15 protein-coding genes are annotated in these 20,621 nt (G+C 69.1%); 4 read left to right on the top strand and 11 right to left on the bottom strand.

Annotation, left to right across the window (positions count from 1 at the left end):
• Positions 1-5 precede the first annotated feature (5 nt).
• The 3 genes from mctP to ABZX02_RS13165 all read right to left on the bottom strand — a co-directional run bounded on the left by mctP (position 6) and on the right by ABZX02_RS13165 (position 2,696).
• On the bottom strand, positions 6-1,640 hold the full coding sequence (gene mctP, locus ABZX02_RS13175; protein WP_355297813.1) for a monocarboxylate uptake permease MctP: 1,635 nt from the start codon (positions 1,638-1,640) through the stop codon (positions 6-8).
• Positions 1,640-1,906 (bottom strand): DUF3311 domain-containing protein, encoded by a 267-nt coding sequence (locus tag ABZX02_RS13170; RefSeq protein WP_355297811.1) that lies wholly within the window; start codon positions 1,904-1,906, stop codon positions 1,640-1,642. Before ABZX02_RS13170 ends, mctP begins: the two co-directional genes overlap by 1 nt.
• A gap of 103 nt (positions 1,907-2,009) precedes the next feature.
• Positions 2,010-2,696 (bottom strand): GntR family transcriptional regulator, encoded by a 687-nt coding sequence (locus tag ABZX02_RS13165; protein WP_355297809.1) that lies wholly within the window; start codon positions 2,694-2,696, stop codon positions 2,010-2,012.
• A gap of 95 nt (positions 2,697-2,791) precedes the next feature.
• Here ABZX02_RS13165 and ABZX02_RS13160 point away from each other — a divergent pair, with 95 nt between their 5' ends.
• Positions 2,792-3,571 (top strand): 5-oxoprolinase subunit PxpA, encoded by a 780-nt coding sequence (locus ABZX02_RS13160; protein WP_355297807.1) that lies wholly within the window; start codon positions 2,792-2,794, stop codon positions 3,569-3,571.
• Between the two features lie 296 nt (positions 3,572-3,867).
• Here the strand turns inward: ABZX02_RS13160 and ABZX02_RS13155 are convergent, their stop codons facing one another.
• From ABZX02_RS13155 to ABZX02_RS13125, 7 genes are all read right to left on the bottom strand, one after another.
• Positions 3,868-4,767: an ROK family protein gene (locus ABZX02_RS13155; protein WP_355297805.1), complete on the bottom strand. Its 900-nt coding sequence runs from the start codon at positions 4,765-4,767 to the stop codon at positions 3,868-3,870.
• An 11-nt stretch (positions 4,768-4,778) separates the two neighbouring features.
• Positions 4,779-6,950: an NEW3 domain-containing protein gene (locus ABZX02_RS13150; protein ID WP_355297803.1), complete on the bottom strand. Its 2,172-nt coding sequence runs from the start codon at positions 6,948-6,950 to the stop codon at positions 4,779-4,781.
• 53 nt (positions 6,951-7,003) lie between these two features.
• Positions 7,004-9,112 (bottom strand): hypothetical protein, encoded by a 2,109-nt coding sequence (locus tag ABZX02_RS13145; protein ID WP_355297801.1) that lies wholly within the window; start codon positions 9,110-9,112, stop codon positions 7,004-7,006.
• A 5-nt stretch (positions 9,113-9,117) separates the two neighbouring features.
• On the bottom strand, positions 9,118-9,885 hold the full coding sequence (locus ABZX02_RS13140; RefSeq protein WP_355297800.1) for an amino acid ABC transporter ATP-binding protein: 768 nt from the start codon (positions 9,883-9,885) through the stop codon (positions 9,118-9,120).
• A complete protein-coding gene (locus tag ABZX02_RS13135) occupies positions 9,882-10,679 on the bottom strand; it encodes an amino acid ABC transporter permease (protein ID WP_355297798.1) in 798 nt (265 codons plus the stop codon). The genes ABZX02_RS13140 and ABZX02_RS13135 overlap by 4 nt, the downstream gene beginning before the upstream one ends.
• Before the next feature lie 75 nt (positions 10,680-10,754).
• On the bottom strand, positions 10,755-11,573 hold the full coding sequence (locus ABZX02_RS13130; RefSeq protein WP_355297796.1) for a basic amino acid ABC transporter substrate-binding protein: 819 nt from the start codon (positions 11,571-11,573) through the stop codon (positions 10,755-10,757).
• 241 nt (positions 11,574-11,814) lie between these two features.
• Positions 11,815-14,469, bottom strand: coding sequence for a glucosidase (locus ABZX02_RS13125; RefSeq protein WP_355297794.1), 2,655 nt, complete (start codon positions 14,467-14,469; stop codon positions 11,815-11,817).
• Positions 14,470-14,606: 137 nt separating this feature from the next.
• Between ABZX02_RS13125 and ABZX02_RS13120 the strand changes: the two genes are divergently transcribed.
• Positions 14,607-16,664: a hypothetical protein gene (locus ABZX02_RS13120; protein ID WP_355297792.1), complete on the top strand. Its 2,058-nt coding sequence runs from the start codon at positions 14,607-14,609 to the stop codon at positions 16,662-16,664.
• Here ABZX02_RS13120 and ABZX02_RS13115 read toward each other — a convergent pair.
• The gene (locus ABZX02_RS13115) at positions 16,615-18,033 is read right to left on the bottom strand and encodes a M20/M25/M40 family metallo-hydrolase (RefSeq protein WP_355297791.1); all 1,419 of its coding nucleotides are present in this window, start codon (positions 18,031-18,033) and stop codon (positions 16,615-16,617) included. The genes ABZX02_RS13120 and ABZX02_RS13115 overlap by 50 nt on opposite strands.
• A 354-nt stretch (positions 18,034-18,387) precedes the next feature.
• On the opposite strand from ABZX02_RS13115, the gene pdhA reads away from it, so the two are divergent.
• A complete protein-coding gene (gene pdhA / locus ABZX02_RS13110; protein ID WP_355297789.1) occupies positions 18,388-19,584 on the top strand; it encodes a pyruvate dehydrogenase (acetyl-transferring) E1 component subunit alpha in 1,197 nt (398 codons plus the stop codon).
• Positions 19,584-20,609, top strand: a complete 1,026-nt coding sequence (locus tag ABZX02_RS13105) for an alpha-ketoacid dehydrogenase subunit beta (RefSeq protein ID WP_355297788.1) — start codon at positions 19,584-19,586, stop codon at positions 20,607-20,609. The genes pdhA and ABZX02_RS13105 overlap by 1 nt, the downstream gene beginning before the upstream one ends.
• Positions 20,610-20,621 lie beyond the last annotated feature (12 nt).

The raw sequence follows: 20,621 nt of genomic DNA, 5'->3' as shown, positions 1-20,621 counted from the left end.
GCGTCTCAGTGGGCAGCGACGGGCTTGACCCTCGGGCTGTCCTCGTCGACGTGGTAGTCCGACGGGTCGGTCTGGTCCGTCCCGTTGAACCACTTGGCCTTCTTGGCGATGAGCGTGACGACCACCGCGATCAGCAGGTTGACGAACAGCGAGACGATGCCGACGTAGATCTGCGTCGTCGAACCGCCGAACGGGTGCCACCCGAAGAGCGAGATGTTGCCCAGCGGCAGTGCCGAACCGGCGAAGTGCGCCTTGCCGACGGCGGGGTTGCCGATGTTGTAGAGCAGCCACATGCCGTAGCCCATGCCCGCGATCCAGCCGGCGACCAGGCCGTACACGTGGAACCAGCGCGTGTAGAGCGCGATCGCGACCGCCGGGAGCGTCTGCAGGATCATGACGCCGCCGATGAGCTGCAGGTCGATCGAGAACTGCGGGTCGACGAACACGATGAACGCGACGGCGCCGAACTTCACGACCAGCGACGCGAGCTTGGCCTGCTTGGCCTCCTCCGCCGGAGTCGCGTTCTTCTTCATGTACTCCTTGTAGACGTTGCGCGTCCACAGGTTCGCCGCCGCGATGGACATGATCGCCGCCGGCACCAGCGCGCCGATGCCGATGGCCGCGAACGCGATGCCCGCGAACCACGACGGGAAGTTCGCGCCGAAGAGCTCGGGCACGATCGTGTTGGTGTCGGGACGGCCGGTCGCCTGGTTGACGATCGGCTTGGTGCCCGCGCTGATCGCGACGAAGCCCAGCAGTGCCAGCAGACCCAGCAGCAGCGAGTACGCGGGCAGCGCCACCATGTTGCGCTTGATGACGTTGCGGCCGCGGCTCGCGAGGATGCCGGTCAGCGAGTGCGGGTAGAGGAACAGCGCGAGTGCCGATCCGAGAGCCAGCGTGGCGTACTGCAGCTGGTTCGTGCCGGTCAGCAGGATGCCGTCGGTCTTGCTGGGCGTCGCGTCGAACTTGGCCTGCGCGTCGTTGAAGATCTCGCCCCAGCCGCCGAACTTCGCGGGCAGGTAGATGATCGCCACCAGGATCACCAGGTAGATCAGGATGTCCTTGACGAACGCGATCAGCGCCGGCGCCCGCAGACCCGACTGGTAGGTGTAGAGCGCGAGGATCAGGAACGCGATGAACAGCGGCAGGTGGCCGAGGATGCCGGAGCCGTTGAGGCCCATCGACCGCAGCACGGCTTCGAGGCCCACGAGCTGCAGCGCGATGTACGGCATGGTCGCGACGATGCCGGTGATGGCGATCAGCAACGCGAGCCAGTGCGAGCCGTACCTGCCCTTCACGAAGTCCGCGGGCGTCACGTAGCCGTGTACGCGGCTGACCGACCACATCCGCACGAGAGGCAGGAACACCAGCGGGTAGAGGATCACCGTGTACGGCAGCGCGAAGAACCCGGTCGCGCCCGCGCCGAACATCAGCGCCGGCACCGCGACGAACGTGTACGCGGTGTAGAGGTCACCGCCGACCAGGAACCACGTGATCCAGCTGCCGAACTTGCGGCCGCCGAGGCCCCACTCGTCGAGGTGGTCGAGGGTCTCGCCCTTCTGCCACCGCGCCGCCACGAAGCCCATGACCGTGACGAGCAGGAAGAGAGCGCTGAAGACGATCAGCTCGGTCCACTGCATCAGTTCGCTCCCTCGTCCAGGTCGTCAACGCCGAGCTTGTCGGGCTTGCCGGTGACCACGGGCTCGTCCTTGGTCTTGACGTAGACGATCCCGACGCACGCGACGCCGAGCGGGACGAACAGGAACTGGTACCAGTAGAAGAACGGCAACCCGAGGATCCTGGGCTCGTCCATGTTGAACCACGGCGTGATGAGCATGAACAGCGGAAGTATCAGCAGCAGGTTCCAGTTGCTCCAGCGCAAGCCGGTCTTGTGATCCGACGGCATGGTGGCCTCCGTTACGCGGTGTTGCGCGGATGTTAGGCCTGATGAAGGTTGCCGTCAGCCTCGTGATCGGAATCGTTGCCCAGGACTTAACAGTCCCTTTGGACTAATAGGCCTCAAGGCGGGCGACGAGGTCCTGTTCGGCCGCGTCGAAGTACTCCGAGAGCTGGTCCACCGCCTGCGCGACCTCGCCGTTGTTCAGCAGTTCGACGATCCTGCGGTTCCACGGCACATAGGTCTGGTAGAAGTCGTTGATCTCCGCGGCCACCCGGAAGGCCAGCATGAGCTCGGCGAACAGGCGGTCGGACTCGTCGCTCAGCCGGGAGCTGCTCGCGAGGCCCACGATGCCGCGGTGGAACTGGATGTTCGCCTGCCCGGCCCTCGTCCAGTCGTTCTTCTCGGCCCTGGCGACGGCCTGGCGGACGGGTGCCCGCACGGCCTCGCGCTGGGCTTCGGTGACGTCGTTCCACAGGCGCAGCGAGCCGCACTCGATCACGCGTCGGGCGGCGTAGAGGTCCCGCACGTCGGCGCCGCTCGGCCTGCGCACGAAGACGCCGCGGCTGTGCTCGTGGACCAGCAGGCGGTCGCGCGTGAGCAGGCGGAACGCTTCTCGCAGCGTGTTGCGGCTGACCCCCAGGGCGCCGCCGATGGCCTCTTCGCTGAGCCTCAGACCGGGTGCGAGCTCGCCGTCGAGGACTCGCTCGCGCAGCATGTCGGCGACCTTCTGCGCGGTGCTCGCGCGCTCCAGATCAGCCTTGTTCTGGGCCAGCGTCGACACCCACGTCTCGGTCACCTGCCAAGTCTATTTGCAGGATCGTTCGATTGCACTATCGTAGAATCGTTCAACAATCCCACAATCGTCGGTGAGCGCGTCAGGGGAGGACGGCCATGGACATCAACGCGGACCTGGGCGAGGGCTTCGGCCACTGGACCCTGGGCGACGACAAGGCGCTGCTGGCAGTCGTGACCAGCGCGAACATCGCCTGCGGCTACCACGCGGGCGACGCCGACACCATGCGCGAGACCTGTGCCCAAGCCGTCGCCGCAGGCGTGGCCGTGGGTGCCCACGTCGGCTACCGCGACCTACCGGGCTTCGGCCGCCGCTTCATCGACGTAGCGCCAGACACGTTGACCAACGAGGTCCTCGCCCAACTGGGCGCCTTGTCGGCCTTCGCCCGCACAGCAGGCACCCGAATCGCGTACGTGAAACCGCACGGCGCCCTCTACAACACCCTGGTCCGCCACGAGGCCCAGGCAGACGCCGTGGTGGACGCCGTCCGCCTGTTCGACCCGACCCTCGCCGTGCTGGGCCCACCAGGCGCGGTGTGGCTGAAACGAGCCTCGGTGGCGGGCCTGCGGATCTGGCACGAGGCCTTCGCCGACCGCGCCTACACCGCCGCCGGCACCCTCGTACCGCGCTCGGAACCGGGAGCCGTCCTCCGCGACCCGGCGGAGATAGCGGCCCGCTGCGTCCAACTGGCCACCGAGGGCTGGATCCGCAGCGTCTCGGGCCGCCCGGTCCGCATCCAGGCGGACTCGATCTGCGTGCACGGCGACACCCCGAACGCCGTCGAGATCGCCCGCGCGGTCCGCACGGCCCTGGAGTCGGCAGGCGTGGTGGTGGCCCGAGTGGAGTCGCCGCTGCGCCACACCCGCCAGGCGGTCTGACGCGCCGGCGCCCGACGCCGCCACGCCACTCACCCTGGTGGCTCAACTCTTGCGGTGGGTTCCTGGCCTGCCCAGGCCTTCACCGCAGCCGAGTTCAGCCCGGTCTCGCCACCCACTGGGCCGGTCCGCCCTGCCCGACCCTCCGGGCCGTCACCCGCCAGGCCGACCTCTCAGCCCGCCGCGCCACCCAGCCTGCTCGTTAGCTCAGCCCGCCGCGCCTCACCAGCCCCGAGCCACCCCAGCCCCGAGCCACCCCCGCCGCGCCACCCCTCCGCCGCGCCCCTCAGCCGCGACCCTCACCCCGCCTGCCGCACCAACGCCGCCGCCCCCACCAGCCCGGCCTCCCCACCGAGCTCCGCCGCCCGCACCTCCAACCCCTCGAGGTACGACAACCCGGCGTGCGCCTTCAACGTCCGCCGCACCGGCTCGAACAGCAGCTCCCCGGCCTGCGCCACCCCGCCCCCGATGACCGCGAGCTCCAGGTCGCACACCGCGGCGGCCCCGGCGATCGCCATCCCCACCGCCTGACCGGCCCGCTCGAACGCCACCAGCGGGATCTCCTCCCCGGCCAGCGCGGCGGCGGCCAGCAGGGCGGCGTCCGCGTGGTCCGGCGCCTGCCACCCGGCCCGTCGCGCCCAGTCCACCATCCGCGGCCCGCCGGCGATGGTCTCCACGCACCCGCGGCCGCCGCACGTGCAGGGGACACCGTCGGGATCCACGACCACGTGACCGATGTGCCCGGCGTTGCCCGTGCGCCCGCCGAACGGGCGGCCGTCCAGCACCAGGCCGCCGCCGACGCCCGTCGACACGACCAGGCCGACCATGAACCTGCTGCCCCGGCCGGCGCCTCGCCAGTGCTCGCCCAGCGCCATGCACACGCCGTCGCCCGCCAGTTCCACCGGCACGTCCGGGAACAGCGACGCCACCGACGCGCGCAGCGGGAAGGCGTCCCACGACGGGACGTTGATCGGCGAGACGGTGCCCGCCGTGGTGTCGACCGGGCCCGCCGACGCGATGCCCACGCCGATGACAGGCGCGTCCTCGACGACCGACGAGATCACCGAGGCGACCGCGTCCCAAGGGTCCGAAGTGGGCGTCGGCACGCGGTGGGAGCGCACCACACCGCCGAACCTGTCCACCAGGGCGGCGGCGATCTTGGTGCCGCCGAAGTCCAGTGCCAGCACCAGATCAGTCACGGTGGGCCAGCTTAACCAGCCACTTCGAGGCGGATGGGCGCAGTGGTGCGGACCAGGTCGCCCGCGGCCACGCGCACCACGGCCGACCACGTGTCCGGAGTGGCCCAGGGCGGCGCGTCCAGCGTGAAGTCCAGCGGCAGCCGACCTCGTGCGGGCAGCAGGCCGCCCACGCAGAACGGGCCGGCGAACTCCCACGACGGACGGGGCGACAACAACCGCGCCTGCACCGGCAGGTCGCCGTGTGCGCTCGACGCCACCACGACCCGTATGACCGCTTGAGAGCCCGGCCGCACCGACACGACCGGCGGCGACGACGCCACCCACAGCACCTCGACCGGGTCGTCGGCGTCCCACTCCGGCACGGTCAGCAGCGCCACGTCGTAGACGTCGAAGAACGGCAGGCCCTCGAGCGTCGCGCGCACCGGGTGGCAACCCGGCGTGCGCGGAGCCTCCAACCGCACCTCGGCCGAGACGTGACCGCCCGCCGGCAGCGACACCGGCATCGACGTCCACGACGCCGACCAGCCGTCCGGCAGCGTCAGCCGCACGACGCCGGAGAACTCGCCGCCGTCGGACACCGCCACCACCCGCAGCCGCGTCGGGCCGAGCACCTCCAGGTGGACGCTCGCGGGCAGGCCTCCCAACGGCGCGGGCTCGTGCAGCCAGTACCGCGCGAACACGGGCGTCACGGCCGGTGTGACAGGTCCCAGCGGTGGGCCGGCCACGGCCAGACGCGGCGCCACGGACGGCAACGAGCCGCTGACCGGAGACCGCGCGCCCACCACGGCGAACAACGTGGACGGGCCCAGGTGCGGTACCTCGTTCCACAGCGCGACGGTCGTGGAGCCGACCATCTTCTCGCCGACCTCGCTGTGCCAGACGCTCACCGGGCCGACCATCCGAGGCGCCTCCAACGCCGGACCGTCCACGGCCACGAGGGAAGCGATCGGGTCATACGAGAGGACGTAGTGAGTGGACGCGATCTCCTTGCCGTAGCCGCGCTTCCAGCCGTGGTCGACGTCGTCCTCGACCAACTCGTAGGTGCGCCATCCGCGGGCGGGCACGTCGCGCGCCAAGAACGTCACGGTCACGCCGTCGACCAACGTCGGCAGCACGGCGCCGTCGAACTCCACGTGCACATTGCGCGCCACGGGCAGATGCACGGACACGACATCGGTGCACACCGCGGCCGTCGGGTTCCACACCACCACCGACGAATCCACAGTGGACGTCAAGGCCGCGAGCGACCGTGACACGACGTCCGACCGCAGGTCGAACGCCTCCCGCGGATGTGCGAGAGCGGCACGGGACAGAGCTGCGCCCGGAAAGGCCGCGCCGGTCAACCGTGCGGCGTGCGAAGCGAACACGGCGGCAGGAGAGTCGTCCAGCGGTGCACGCGGCACGGGCAGAGAGCCACGCACGTAGTAGTCACGCGGCAACGAACAGACGACGCGCGGCCACGTGTAGCGCGCGCTCCAGTCGTGGTGGATCGCGGTCACCCACGGGCTCGGAGCCTCCCGCGAGACACCGACCGGCATCATCACGTGCGGCGCCGGAACTCCAACGCGCATGTCCAGGAACGACGAGTACACCGCCCGTTCGGCCTCGCCCAGCGACGACGCCGCCAACGCAGGCCCGGACGGCAGCGAGGACAGCAACGGCGCCACACCGACCACATTGGACTCGGACCCGACGACCTCGACCCGTCCCTCGGCGATCAGCCGCAGCAGCACCGAGCGGTGCTCCGGGAACATGTCCCAGTACGGCTGCAGGAGCTCGACCGACGTCACCGCGAACCGGTAGGCGGGATCGGTCAGCGCCAGGTCGAGGTGCGCGCGGAACGCCGCGAACGGCGCATCACCAGCCACGTGCCCGACGAGGTGCACCGTCCACCCCGGCGAGCCCACGACCAGCGAGAACGTGCACGACTGCTCGCCGGCGGCCGACCGCACGACGGCCTGCGCGGGCACCACGGCGCCGGGCGGGTGCTCGGACACGTCGACGCCGATCTCGTACCCGAACGGCCCCGGCGCGAGCGATCCGCCGTGCCGCGGCGAGTGCAACCCGGGCCCCGACACGTGCGCGTGCACCGGCCCGGCCAGAGCGTCCGACGTCAGCCGCACCACCTGCAGCAGTGCGGTCCGAGGCCCGACGAACAGTTCGGTGGACTCGGCGGCGATCACCGCACGATCGCACCACCGTTCACCAGACGGCGAAATACCCCGATGGTGGCGATCTACCGCTTGAGCATCCGCGTCAGGCCGGCGGCCACGGTCGTCGCGAGGATCCAGCCCGTCACGATCAGCCCGGACGCGATCCACTGCGACGCGCCGGGGGTCTGCCAGCGGTTCTTGTTGCCGAAGTCGACGATCGGCACCACCAGGTCGATCGTGTAGAGCCAGGCGTTCCACGGCAGGTGGTCGTCGTCGTTGATCTCGACCAGCGGCCCCTTGAACTGGAACCACAGGCTGCCGACGACCCACGCCGCGATCAGCCACCCCAGCGCCCGCGCCGGCCGGTAGCCGTAGCCGACCATCGACCGCTGCAGGAAGCTCCACAGCAGCACCAGCGGACCGAAGAACCGCATGCCCTCGGCGACCGCGCGGTACCGCAGGCGTTGCTTCTCGATCAGCACGGTCGAGGCGTGCTCCTCGTTGCCCGCCGCCGTCAGCATCTCGGCGAACTGGTCGTACGGCCGCGGGTGGTAGCTGCGCCGCATCGCCTGCCGCAGCCAGCGCAGCCGTTGCTGCACCTGGTCGTCGTCGCGCAGGTCGATGGGGTACGCGAGAGAGTCGTAGCGGAAGTCGTCGAGGTCGATGAACCCCGTGGCGTTCCAGAAGTTCTCGTTGTCGTCCAACGACGTGCAGCGCGCCTGCCGCAACGTCACCAGGCCCTTGGGCGGCGACACGACGTTGAGCATCAGTTCCTGCACCTGCATGCCCATGGCGTTCAACGCGTGGCTGTCGAGCTTGTAGCCGAGCACCGCGCCGTTGAAGTTCGCCATACGACCGATCACCGCGCGACGGCAGCGCACGCCGCCGTGCGCGACGAACTCCTTGTCGCCTCGTGCGCAGATGAGGTCGCGGCCGATCGTGGCGCCACCGATGTCGAGCGACGGCTTCTCGCGCGGCTGGTGCCGGTACTTGCCGGGGCGCACCAACCGGCTGCCGCGCAGGTCGAGGTTCGCGCCGACGGTGATGCCGCGCAGCTCCAGCCCGCCGGAGACGTCCGACTCGCGCACCACGAAGTTGCTGCCGATCTGGGAGCGGTTGGCCAGCACGGCGTCCGCGGCCGGGTTGTCCACGGTGGCCCGCTCCAGCGTGATGCTGCCCCGCACGTGCGTGTCGACCATGCGCAGCTGGCCCTTGATCGTCACCTTGCGGCCGACGACGTCGCCGCCGATCTCCGCGCCGTCGACGTGCAACGCGCGTCCCGAACCGGTCGGGTCGGTGCCGACCGAGTTCGGCGAGACCGCGTCCAGCACGGCCTCCGCCAGCGAGAACGTGCCGCCGATCTTGGCGTTCACCGCGCGGACCGCGCCCTTGCTGACGAACCCGCGGTCGAGTTCCAGGTCGCCGGACACGTTCACGCGGTCGAGGACGAGCGTCGAGGACGGGTCGGCGTGCGGGTCGTTGGTGGACTCGAAGTCCGACGAACGCGAGAGATTCGCGCCGCTCAACGAGAGCGTCGAACTGATGCGGGCGTTGGACAGGAACACCACGCCGTGCGAGACGAACGCACCTAAGAAGTTGCCGCCGACCGTCATGCCGTTGCCGTTGAACGTGAAGCCGTCGGGGTTCTGCAGCACGGCACTGCCGAGGTTCACGTTGCCACCGATGCGCGAGCCGGCGAGCCGCACCTCGCCCTCGGTGACGATGCCGAACCCGAGCAACGCGCCCGCGACGGTCAGCCGGTCAGCGTGCACGCACAGGCCGTCCGGCACGCTGAACCTGGTCTCCCGCAACAGGACCGAGCCCGCGATCTCCGCGTCGGTGAGGTCCGTCAGGCCCGACACGCGGCAGTCCAGCAACGACACGTCGTTGCCGCTGCTCAGGTTGCGCGCCTCGAGACCGGGCAGGTCGCAGTCGGCGAACGAGATGCCGGCGAGGTTCGCCTGGCGCAGGTCCGGCGGTGCCTCGAACCCGCAGCGCTCGAACTCCACCAGGTACGGCACCTCGACCGCGCGCAGGTCGACGACGCCGCTGATCGTCTTGTCCACCACGCGGTAGACGGGTGGGGTGCTCGGCCTGCGCCGAGGCAACCTCCACCCGCCACCACCAGAACCCTCGTTGTCCCCCAGCAGTCCCCGCAGGATTTCGGCCGCGGTGACTTTCCCCCTCGTCACGCGGCCTAGACCGGGTCGCTCGGACCGTGGTGCGTCGGGTCGAGCACGCGGGCCAGGAACTCCTGGGTGCGCGGTTCCTGCGGGTTGCCGATCACGTCGGCCGCCGGGCCCTCCTCGACGATGTAGCCGCCGTCCATGAAGATCACCTTGTCGGCGACCTCGCGGGCGAACTGCATCTCGTGCGTCACGACCAGCATCGTCATGCCCTCGTCGGCGAGCTGGCGCATCACGCCCAGCACGTCGCCGACGAGCTCGGGGTCGAGCGCCGAGGTGGGCTCGTCGAACAGCATCACGTCCGGGTCCATCGAGAGGGCGCGGGCGATCGCCACGCGCTGCTGCTGGCCACCGGAGAGCTGCGCCGGCATCGAGTTGGCCTTCTCCTTCAGGCCGACCCGGTCGAGGTTGCGCAGGGCGATCTCCTGCGCCTCCTTCTCGCTGCGCTTGAGCACCTTGCGCTGCGCCACCGTGAGGTTCGCGAGGACGTTGAGGTGCGCGAACAGGTTGAACGACTGGAAGACCATGCCGATTTTCGTGCGCGCCCGGTCGATGTCGACGTCCGGGTCGGTCAGCTCGACGCCGTTGACGACGATCTTGCCGGCGTTCGGCTCCTCGAGCAGGTTCACGCAGCGCAGCAGCGTCGACTTGCCCGAACCGGACGGGCCGATGATGCAGACCACGTCGCCGCGGTTGACCGTGACGTCGATGCCCTTGAGGACGTCCAGCGAGCCGAACGACTTCTTCAGGCCGCTGATCTCGACACTGATCTCGCTCACAGGACGGACACCTTCTTCCCGCCGGAGCGGCGCTCCAGGTACCGCGAAAGGTACCCGAGGGGCAACGTGATGATCAGGTAGCACAGGCCGACGACGAGGATCGGGGTGAGGGACGGGCTGCGGCTCAGCGTCTCCCGGCCGAACTTCGTCAGCTCGTACTGGTCGCGCGCGAGACCGATGATGTAGATCAGCGAGGAGTCCTTGGTGAGCAGGATCAGCTCGTTGGTCAGCGGCGGCAGGATGATCCGGAACGCCTGCGGGATCACGATGGTGATCATCGCGCGGCCCTGCGACATGCCGAGGGAACGGGCCGCCTCGACCTGGCCCTTGGGCACGGCCTGGATGCCGGCGCGGATGGTCTCGGCCATGTAGGCGGCACCGACGATGCCGAGCGCCAGCATGACCGTGGAGTAGATGTCGAACTGGATCTGGAACGCGAGCGGCACGCCGAACGCCAGACCGATGAACACCAGCAGAGCCGGGATGCCGCGGAAGAACTCGATGTAGACGGTCGCGATCCACCGGTACGGCGCGATCGACGAGAGCTTCATCAGCGCGAGGACGAGGCCCAGCGCGAGACCGAACGCGAAGCCGAGCGCGGTGTAGATGAGGGTGTTCTTCAACGCGATGGTGATGACGTTGGGGAACATCTCCCCCATCGTCTTGAAGTTGAAGAACGCCGTGCGGATCTGCTCCCAGTCGGCGAGGAACGCGATCACGACGGCGATGACGGCGAGCAGGGTGTACTGGGAGTACCGGAAGTACTCGGCCCGCTTGCGCTTGGACAGCGCCATGGTCTGACTCCTAGCGGAAGTGGTTCGGAACGCGAACGGGGCGGCGTCCTCCGCCGCCCCGTCAGCTCGAGATCGCTACTTCTTCTCCGGCTTCTTGCCGAACCACTTCTCGTAGATCTTGTCGTACTCGCCGTTCTCCTTGGCCTTCTTCAGAACGGCGTTGACCTTCTCCGCCAGGGCGGTGTTGCCCTTCTTGATGCCGATGCCGTACTGCTCGTTCGTGTTGAACTCGGCCGACACGACGGTGTCCGGGAACTCCTTGGCGTAGTCCAGGAGCACGCCGTTGTCGTTGATCGCGGCGTCGACGGCGCCGGTGCGCACGGCGGTCTCCATCAGCGGGAGGTCCTCGAACTGGATGACCTCGTAGCCGTTGGCGGCCTTGTTCTCGTTGGCGTAGATCTCACCGGTGGTGTCCTGCTGGACGCCGATCTTCTTGCCCTTGAGGTCCGCCAGCGCCTTGATCGGCGAGTCCTTCTTGACCAGCAGCGCCTGCGTGGCCTCGAAGTACGGGTCGGAGAAGTCGATCGCCTGCTTGCGCTCTTCCTTGATCGTCATACCGGCGGCCGCGAGGTCGCACTGGTTGGCGTTGAAGCTCGCACCGGAGGTGATCGTCTCGAACTGGGTGTCGAAGATCTCCTGCGTGACACCGAGGTCCTTGGCGATCAGGTCCACCAGGTCGACGTCGAAGCCGACGGTCTTGTCGCCGTCGGTGTACTGGAACGGCTTGTAGGAAAGGTGCGTGCAGGTGACGAGCTTGCCTTCCTTGACAAGCTTGATGCCACCGTCGGTGGTGCCTCCACCGCTGTTGGTGCTCGTCGCGCAACCGGCGAGCGCGGTCAGCGCTAGGGCCGCTGCGGGCAGCAGGGCGAGCACGTGCCTGGGTCGACGAGCCACTGCGTCACTCCTCGTAACTGTCGCGGACGAGTGAACGGGATCCTGCCACTCGGGTGACGTGGTGGACAGCACGTGCGTGTTACAGGCCACTCCCTTGCAATGATTTTGCGTCAAATCGGCCTTTTGATCACAAAATCTTGTGTGCTTTGGTTCAGATCACACAACTTCTTCACGTATTGCACACGAATGATTACGATACGCGAGTGTCTCCTTGATCAGGATTTGATCACGATGATGCTGGTCAGCGTGTTCTTTCGGCCATCAGACCGGCCACGAGAGCGGTCCAGCCCGTCTGGTGCGTGGCACCGAGACCCTCACCGGTATCACCGTCGAAGTACTCGCTGAAGGTGACGTGCTTGCGCCAAAGAGGTGATTCGGACGCCTCGATCCGCTTGCCGTCCGACGGCCGGCGCCCGTCGTGGTCGGGCAGGAAGAGCCCGACGAGCCGGTCGGAGAGCTCGTCCGCGACCTGGCCCGCGGTGACCCAGCGCCCCGAGTGCGTCGGCATCTCCACCTGGAACATGCCGTCGTGGAACGCGCAGAGGGTGCGCAGCGCCTCCACCAGCAGCGCGTTGGTGGGCAGCCAGACGGGTCCGCGCCAGTTCGAGTTGCCGCCGAACATCGGCGTGTGCGACTCGCCCGGCTCGTAGCCCATGCGGTGGTCCTGGCCCGCGACCTTGACCTCCAGGCCCTCGCGGTGGGCGGCGGAGAGGCTGCGGATCCCGTGCGGTGACAGGAACTCCTGCTCGTCGAGCATCCGGTGCAGCACGCGCTTGAGCTTGCTCTCGTCCAGCAACGACACGAACGCACCGCGCTCGTAGTGGAACGTGATGAACTGCCGCAGCTCGGGCCTGCGCTTGAGCAGGTGGTCCAACCGGCTCGTGAACCCGTGCAGCTCTTCGAGCACCCACGGCTCCAAGACCGCACCCGCGAGCAACGGCATGAGGCCCACCATCGACCGCACGCGCACCGGCTCGGACTCGACGCTGCCGTCCGGCCGCCGCCGCGAGACCCGGTCGTAGCAGAAGCCGTCCTCGTCGTGCCAGATCCCGCCGCCGTGCGACCCGAAGTGCGTGAACGCCTCCGCGATCGACAGGAAGTGCTCGACGAACTTGGTCGCGACGTCCTCGTAGGACTCGTCGTCGCGCGCCAGCTCCAGCGCGATCTGCATGAGGTGCAGGCTGTACGCGGCCATCCACGAGGTGGCGTCGGACTGCTCCAGCCGCCACTCGCCGAGCATCGGCTCGGACCGGTTGACCGGCCCGATGTTGTCCATGCCGAGGAACCCGCCCTCGAACAGGTAGCTGCCGTCGGCGTCCTTGCGGTTGACCCACCAGGAGAAGTTGAGCAGCAGCTTGTGGAAGATCTTGGCGAGGAACCCGCGGTCCCGGCTGCCGTCCGCGCGGTAGACCTGCAGCGCCGCCCACGCGTGCACCGGCGGGTTCACGTCGCCGAACTCCCACTCGTACGCGGGGATCTGGCCGTTCGGGTGCATCATCCACTCACGGCAGAACAGCAGCAGCTGCTCCTTGGCGAACGCGGGATCCACCAGCGTGAACGGGATCGTGTGGAACGCGAGGTCCCACGCCGCGAACCACGGGTACTCCCACTCGTCCGGCATCGAGATGACGTCGGCGACGTCGAGGTGCCGCCAGTGCACGTTGCGCGCCTCGGGCGTCCTCCTGCTGGACGGCGCCTCGGGCTTGGTCGGGTCCCCGTCGAGCCAGTCGCGCGTGCGGAACCGGTAGTGCTGCTTCGTCCACATGAGACCCGCCAGCGCACGCCTCAGGACGTGCTTCTCCTCGGAGCTGGTCTGCGGCGCGATCGCGTCGTGGAACTCGTCCGCCTCGACCTTGCGCTCGCGCATGGTCTCCTCGAAGCTCGGCCCGAACGGGTCCAGGTGCCCGTCGCCACCGATGAGCCGCAGCCGGATCGTCACCGTCTCGCCGGGTTCCACGGGGTCGAACGAGTACCAGGCCGCGAACTTCGTGCCGCCCGCACCGGCGTCGTCCGGCCCCACGACCTGACAGGCGCCCGTGTCGCCGTGCACCACGTAGTTGCAGATGCCGTCCTTGGCCCACGGCGAGGGATTGCGCTCGGCCCCGAAAAGCGCGACCTCGTTGCTCTCGTTGTCCGTCATGAGCATCGACGGCCGGTCGTCGAGGTGCAGCGTGTACCGGCCGAGGTTGCCGTGGTCGGCCGTGACCCTGCGCCCGGCCGTGGTGCTCGCGACGAGCTGACACGGCCGCTGGTCCCGCCCCCAGGCCCACGTGTTGCGGAACCAGAGCTGGGGCAGCAGGTGCAACGGCGCGTCCACCGGCCCGTGGTTGGTCGCGCTGATCTCGATGCAGATGTCGTCCGTCTCGGCCTTCGCGTAAGACACCTGGACGTCGAAGAACCGGTTCTCGTCGAGCACCCCGGTGTCGCTGAGCTCGGGCTCGCGGTTCTCCCGCCCGGCGTTGCGCGCCATCTCCCGCAGCTGCGCGTACGGGAACTCCTGCTGCGGGTACCGGTAGACCACCTGCATCCAGGAGTGCGTGGGCGTCCCGTCGGTCACCCACCAGTGCTCCTTGACGTCCTCACCGTGGTTGCCCTCTTCGTTGGTGAGACCGAAGTACCGCTCCTTGAGGAACGGGTCCTTGCCGTTCCACAGCGCGAGGCCGAAGTTCAGGAACCCGTGCACGTCGCAGATGCCGGCGATCCCGTCCTCGCCCCACCGGTAGGCGCGGGACCGGGCGTGGTCGAACGGGAACGAGGCCCACGCGTCACCCTCGGGCGAGTAGTCCTCGCGGACCGTGCCCCACTGGCGACCCGACAGGTACGGCCCCCACAGCCGCCACGGCGAAGTCGGTGTGTCCGACTCCGCGAGACGCGCCCGTTCCGCTTGTTCGCCCATCGGCCCAGTGTGGGATACGGGGTCGGACGGGCGGTCGGGCCCACGTCTCGGTTGAGTCCTAGCTCACTCGACAGAGGCTGGAACGGTGACCTGTTCGGCGCATTTCGATCGTGCCCGAACGAGCGCACGATGCACGGGTGACCGAGGACGAGGTCTTCGAGCAGGCCGTGGAGCGGGCGCTGCTGCCAGGAGATCATGGAGAGCCCGCCGGCGACCGTGAGCACCTGCGGGCGGTTCTGCGCCAAGCGCGGTCGTGGATCGTGGCCTCGGCACGGCCCCAGCAGGAGCGGTACGCCGGGCTCAACGCCGCCGCCAACCAGTTCCTGATCTTCTCCGCGGTGCGCTTTCCCCTCCTGTGGCGCTTCATGCTGATCGCTCCGGTTCCCGTCGGGGTGTGGTTCCTCGTGCTGTTCGCGGTGAAAGCGGACCCGAGGGCGGGGGACCCCGCGCTCCCCCTCGGCGACTACGTGCTGCTGGCCGCGGCACTGAGCGCGGGGGCGTTCGCGATGTCGTACTTGGGTGTGGGCAGGGACCTCGCGCGCTGGTGGGCGCGGCTGAGCTGGGGTGTCTTCGGCCTCCTCGCGCTCGCCATGTGTGCTCGTGTGGTCGTCGACGGTCAGTGGGTCGGGTGGCTCGTCGCGGTCGGGGCCGGCATCGTGCTCTTCTTCGTGGGTGCGTACCTGAACGACCTGCTCGACGCCGTGCTGCCGTCGTCCCGCCACCTGCACCAGAAGGCCGAAGCCGGTCAGGCGCTCGCCGAGTGGCGGTCGGCGATGTTCACCGACGGCGTGCTGCCCGCGCTCAGAGCCGAACTGGGCGGCAGCCGGCTCGTGCCCGGTACCGAGCTGACGTTCGGCGACGCGCGGAACCTGCAGCGCGGAGGGTCGCTGATCAGCCACCAACCCGTGCCGGCCGGCGAGGAGCTGGCCGAACTGACCGGCACCCTGGACGGGGGCAGCTTCGCGCTCGCCGGCCCGCGCGGGTCCGGGAAGACGGCTCTGCTGAAGGCCTTCTGCCAGGGCGCCTACCGCAGTCAGGGGCAGCCCGCGAGCCTGAGCGTGCAGGTCGCGGCGCCGGTGGACTACGTGCCGCGCGAGTTCGTGCTGCACCTCTACGCCAGGACCTGCCACGTGGTGCTCGCCCACCTCCGCGAGGCCGACCCCGAGATCACCCGGCGCCGGTTCCGAATTCGGGGCGAACGGGGCCGGCTCGCCAGATCGGCGCAGCGCGGTCTCCGGGACATCGCCTACGTGCAGACCCTCACCGGCGAAACCAGCGGCAAGTTCGGGTTCCGGGGTGCGGAACTGGCCTACAAGCGCGCAACCAGCCTGACCGGTCGGCCGCCTACGTACCCCGAGGTGGTGGACGACTTCCGCACGTTCGTCCGCGACGTCGCCCGCACGCTGGAGCCGGTGCGCGTGCTCATCGCCATCGACGAGATCGACAGGATCGGCGCGGGAGAGTCCGCCCGCAGGTTCCTCAACGAGATCAAGGCCGTCTTCGACGTGCCCGGCTGCTACTACCTGATGTCCGTGTCCACCGAGGCCCAGCACGACTTCGAACTGGCGGGCATGGGGCTGCGCAGCGTCTTCGACAGCTCGTTCGACGAGGTCGCCCGGGTCGACTACCTGGACTTCCAGCTGGCCCGCGGCTTGATCAGCCGGTCGGTGGACGGCCTGCCGGAGGTGTTCGTGGCGCTCGCCTACGTGTTCTCCGGCGGCCTCGCCCGGCAGCTCACCCGCTCAGCACGCGCGATCGTCCGGCAACCGCGCGGCACCTCGCTGGCGGCCGTGACCGAGAAGCTGGTCGCCGACGAGCTGGACCGCGTGTGCAAGACGACGAGCGACGCGCTGACGGCGCTGGACGACCGCGACGGCGTGACGAAACTGCTGCGCGTGCTCGTCGATCCCGATCCTGACCTGCACACCCTGCGGGAACGCATGCAGGCCTCGTACGCGAAGGAGCACACCGCGATCGGTGATCTCGCGGACAGGGCGGCGGCGCGGATCGCGTTCCTCGCCGCCGTCCGCGACTACTTCACGAACGACCTGACCGAGGTCCTCCCCGCGCAGGTCAACGCACTAGCGAGAGCGCGTCGCTACGCGGGGAGCAACCCGGCGACAGGTCTGGCCCTGCTGGAGGAGTTCAGCTCTGCTTCGACTGCGCGTCCAGCACCAGGGCGATCGCCTCGGTGACCCGGGCCGCGTGCGCCAGGTGCAGCCACTCGTCCGGCACGTGGCAGTTCGAGTCCGGCCCGATCACCCCGGTCACCACGAACTGCGCGGCGGGGTAGGCCTCGTGCAGCAGCCCCATGAACGGGATGGACCCGCCCAGCGACACGGTCCGCCACGGCGCCCCGAAGATCTCCTTGCCGGCCTCGTCCAGCACTGCGGACAGCCACGGCGCCAGCTCGGGCGCGTTCCAGCCGTCGGCGGCCTCGACCCGCGAGAGCTCCACGGTCGCGTTGTAGGGCACGTCGGTGGTGAGCTTCGCGCGCACGGCCTCGAGCGCGGCCGAGGCGGAGGCGGTCGGCGGGAGCCGGAACGACAGCACGAGCGAGGTGTACGGCCGCAGCACGTTGCCCGCGTCGTCCGGCAGCGGCAGGCCCTCGGCGCCGGTCACGGACAGCGTCGGCCGCCACCCGGAGTTGAGCGCCAGCTCGACCTCGTCCGGCGAAACGGGCTGCAGGTCGCCGACGCGCGGGACCGGGTCCCACAGCGCGCCGGGCGCTGCCTCGACGGCCTCGCGGACCTCGGCCAGGCGGCCCGCCGGGATCTCGACGTGCATCTCCGGCACCAGGATCTCGCCGGTCTCCGAGTCCTCGATGCGGTCCAGCAGCTGGCGGGCGATCCGGAACGACGACGGCACGATGCCCGACGCCATGCCCGAGTGCAGGCCGCCCTCCAGCACCCGCACGGTGGCTGTGACCTGCACGAGTCCGCGCAGCGACGTCGTCAGCCACATGCGGTCGTAGTCGGAGCCGCCCGAGTCCAGGCACACGACCAGCGCCACCTGGCCCAGCCGGTCCGAAAGGTGCGAGAGGTACGCGGGCAGGTCGGGCGAACCCGACTCCTCGCCCGTCTCCAGCAGCACGACGCAACGGGCGTGCGAACCGCCCGCGGCGCGCACGGCCTCGATAGCGGCGATTGCGGCATAACCGGAGTAACCGTCATCGGCGGCGCCACGGCCGTAGAGACGTCCGTCACGCAGCACAGGGGTCCACGGGCCGAGGCCCTCGCCCCAGCCGCCCACCGGCGGCTGCTTGTCCAGGTGTCCGTAGAGCAACACCGTGTCGTCGGACGAGTTACCGGACGCGGGCACGTCGACGAGCAGGAGCGGCGTGCGTCCCGCCAGTTGGACGACTTCGAGCTCGGCTCCCGGCAGGTTCCGCGACGAGATCCACGCGCGCACGTGCTCGATCGCGGCTGCCAACTCTCCGTGTTCTTCCCAGGCTGGGTCGAACGCGGGGGAGATCGCCGGCACGGCGACGAGCTGAGACAGGCTCGGGACGATGTCGTCGTCCCAGAGCGTCCTGACAGTGCTGGTCACAACTGAGCGGTCCACCTCTCGATCCTGTCACGACTCCGCCTCCGCCCGCGTCCGTAGCCTCTTCCCTGAGACCTCGAAGTAAGTTAACGATCGGTAACCGGGACACCGCCGTCCGGTAATCGGACGGCTCGGTCGGAGGACAAAAGGTCGAACTTCCGACTGTTGTTGCTGATCAGAACGTTGACTCGTGTGTTACGAAGTGGGACGGGTCTCACCAACTCGGGTGAGGCCGTGTCAGGATGTGGTCGTAAGCCACCGTCACCGTCGACGGCTGCCTCCGGCCCCACAGGGTTGGCGGCGACCGCCGACGTCGCCGCACGAGGTCGTCACGAGCGATCAGGCGGTCGGAGAAGACAGAGGAGAAGGCGCATGTCGTCCCCTGAGCAATGGACGCACCCTGAGCCGGATGCAGCGCCGGCCGCCACTGCCGCAAAACCGACAGCGGAACAGGTGATCGCAGGCTTGCGAGCGACAGACGAGGGCGGCGCCGACCTGGTGCAGCTCCTCACCCCCGAGGGTGAGCGCGTCACGCACCCCGACTTCGACATCGACATCACGCCGGAGGAGCTGCGCGGTCTGTACCGCGACATGGTCCTCATCCGGCGGGTCGACCGCGAGGCCAACGCCCTGCAGCGCAAGGGCCAGCTCGGCATCTGGGTGCCGCTGCTCGGCCAGGAGGCCGCGCAGATCGGCGCCGGCCGCGCGATGCGCCAGACGGACATGGCCTTCCCCAGCTACCGCGAGCACGGCATCGCGTGGACGCGCGGGATCAACCCGACCGAGCTCCTCGGCATCTTCCGCGGCACCGACCAGGGCACGTGGGACCCGGTCGAGAAGCGCTTCCACCCGTACACGATCGTCATCGGCAACCAGGTCCTCAACGCGGCCGGCTACGCGATGGGCCAGAAGTTCGACGGCAAGGTCGGCGACGACGAGGGAGAAGCCACCATGTGCTTCTTCGGCGACGGCGCGACCAGCCAGGGTGACGTGCACGAGGGCTTCGTGTGGGCCGCGGTCTACGACGCGCCGCTCGTCTTCTTCTGCCAGAACAACCAGTGGGCCATCTCCGAGCCCACCGAGCGCCAGTCGCGCCTGCCGCTGTACCAGCGCGCCCGCGGCTACGGCTTCCCCGGCATCCGGGTCGACGGCAACGACGTCCTCGCGACGCTCGCCGTGACGAAGTGGGCGCTCGACGAGTGCCGCCACGGCAACGGCCCGATCCTGATCGAGGCGTTCACGTACCGCATGGACGCGCACACCACGTCCGACGACCCGACGCGCTACCGCCTGTCGGACGAGCTCGAGATGTGGAAGCTCAAGGACCCGATCGAGCGTGTGAAGGTCTACCTCGTGCGCCAGCAGTGGGCCGACAGCGAGTTCTTCGACAGCGTGGAGGCCGACGCCGACAAGCTGGGCGAGGAGCTGCGCGAGTTCTGCACGAACATGCCCGACCCGCCCGCTGAACGGATCTTCAGCAACGTCTACGCCGAGGGCAACCCCAACCTCGACGCGCAGCGCGACGAATTCCTCGACTACGTCTCGGGTTTTGCTGGAGGTGAGCACTGATGGCTGCTCCGACCATGGACCGTTCCACGGCCGCTGCCCCGGCTTCCCCGGTGCAGACGCTCACGATCTCCAAGGCGCTCAACCTGGGCCTGCGGGCGGCGATGGAAGCCAACCCCAAGGTCATCATGATGGGCGAGGACATCGGCAAGCTCGGCGGCGTCTTCCGAATTACGGACGGCCTGCAGAAGGACTTCGGTGAGCAGCGCGTGCTCGACACGCCGCTCGCGGAGTCCGGCATCATCGGCACCGCCGTGGGCCTCGCGATCCGCGGCTACCGCCCGGTGTGCGAGATCCAGTTCGACGGCTTCATCTTCCCGGGCTTCGACCAGATCGTGTCGCAGGTCGCGAAGCTGCACTACCGCACGCAGGGCAAGATCAAGATGCCCATCGTGATCCGCGTGCCGTTCGGTGGCGGCATCGGTGCGGTCGAGCACCACTCGGAGTCCCCGGAGTCGTACTTCGCGCACACCGCCGGCCTCAAGGTCGTCTCGTGCTCGAACCCGGCCGACGCGTACTGGATGATCCAGCAGGCGATCGACTGCGACGACCCGGTGCTGTTCTTCGAGCCCAAGCGCCGTTACTACGAGAAGGGCGAGGTCGACACCACGGCCCAGCCCGGCAAGCTGTTCGAGTCGCGCGTGCTGCGTTCCGGCACGGACGCGACGTTGGTGGCCTACGGCCCGATGGTGCGCACCTCTCTCGACGCCGCGAACGCGGCCGCCGAGGACGGCACGTCGCTGGAGGTCATCGACCTGCGCACGCTGTCGCCGCTCGACCTCGCGCCGGTCTACGACTCGGTGCGCCGCACCGGCCGTCTGGTCGTCGTGTCCGAGGCGCCGTCCGAGTCCTCGATCGCCAGCGAGATTGCAGCCAAGGTCCAGCAGGAGTGCTTCTACTCCTTGCAGGCACCGGTGCTGCGGGTGACCGGTTTCGACACCCCGTACCCGCCGTCGAAGCTCGAGGAGGAGTTCCTCCCCGACCTCGACCGGGTGCTGCACGCCGTCGACCGCTCTCTCGCCTGGTAAGGGGACCACCGG

The organism is Lentzea sp. NPDC003310, assembly GCF_040610935.1.
Lineage (GTDB): Bacteria > Actinomycetota > Actinomycetes > Mycobacteriales > Pseudonocardiaceae > Lentzea.
The sequence above is the reverse complement of the archived record's forward strand: the minus strand, read 5'-3'. Positions and strand labels throughout refer to the sequence as shown.

Coding starts and splice junctions, on each gene's coding strand:
- mctP (WP_355297813.1), bottom strand. CDS start 1,640: ATGCAGTGGACCGAGCTGATCGTCTTCAGCGCTCTCTTCCTGCTCGTC.
- ABZX02_RS13170 (WP_355297811.1), bottom strand. CDS start 1,906: ATGCCGTCGGATCACAAGACCGGCTTGCGCTGGAGCAACTGGAACCTG.
- ABZX02_RS13160 (WP_355297807.1), top strand. CDS start 2,792: ATGGACATCAACGCGGACCTGGGCGAGGGCTTCGGCCACTGGACCCTG.
- ABZX02_RS13135 (WP_355297798.1), bottom strand. CDS start 10,679: ATGGCGCTGTCCAAGCGCAAGCGGGCCGAGTACTTCCGGTACTCCCAG.
- ABZX02_RS13125 (WP_355297794.1), bottom strand. CDS start 14,469: ATGGGCGAACAAGCGGAACGGGCGCGTCTCGCGGAGTCGGACACACCG.
- pdhA (WP_355297789.1), top strand. CDS start 18,388: ATGTCGTCCCCTGAGCAATGGACGCACCCTGAGCCGGATGCAGCGCCG.
- ABZX02_RS13105 (WP_355297788.1), top strand. CDS start 19,584: ATGGCTGCTCCGACCATGGACCGTTCCACGGCCGCTGCCCCGGCTTCC.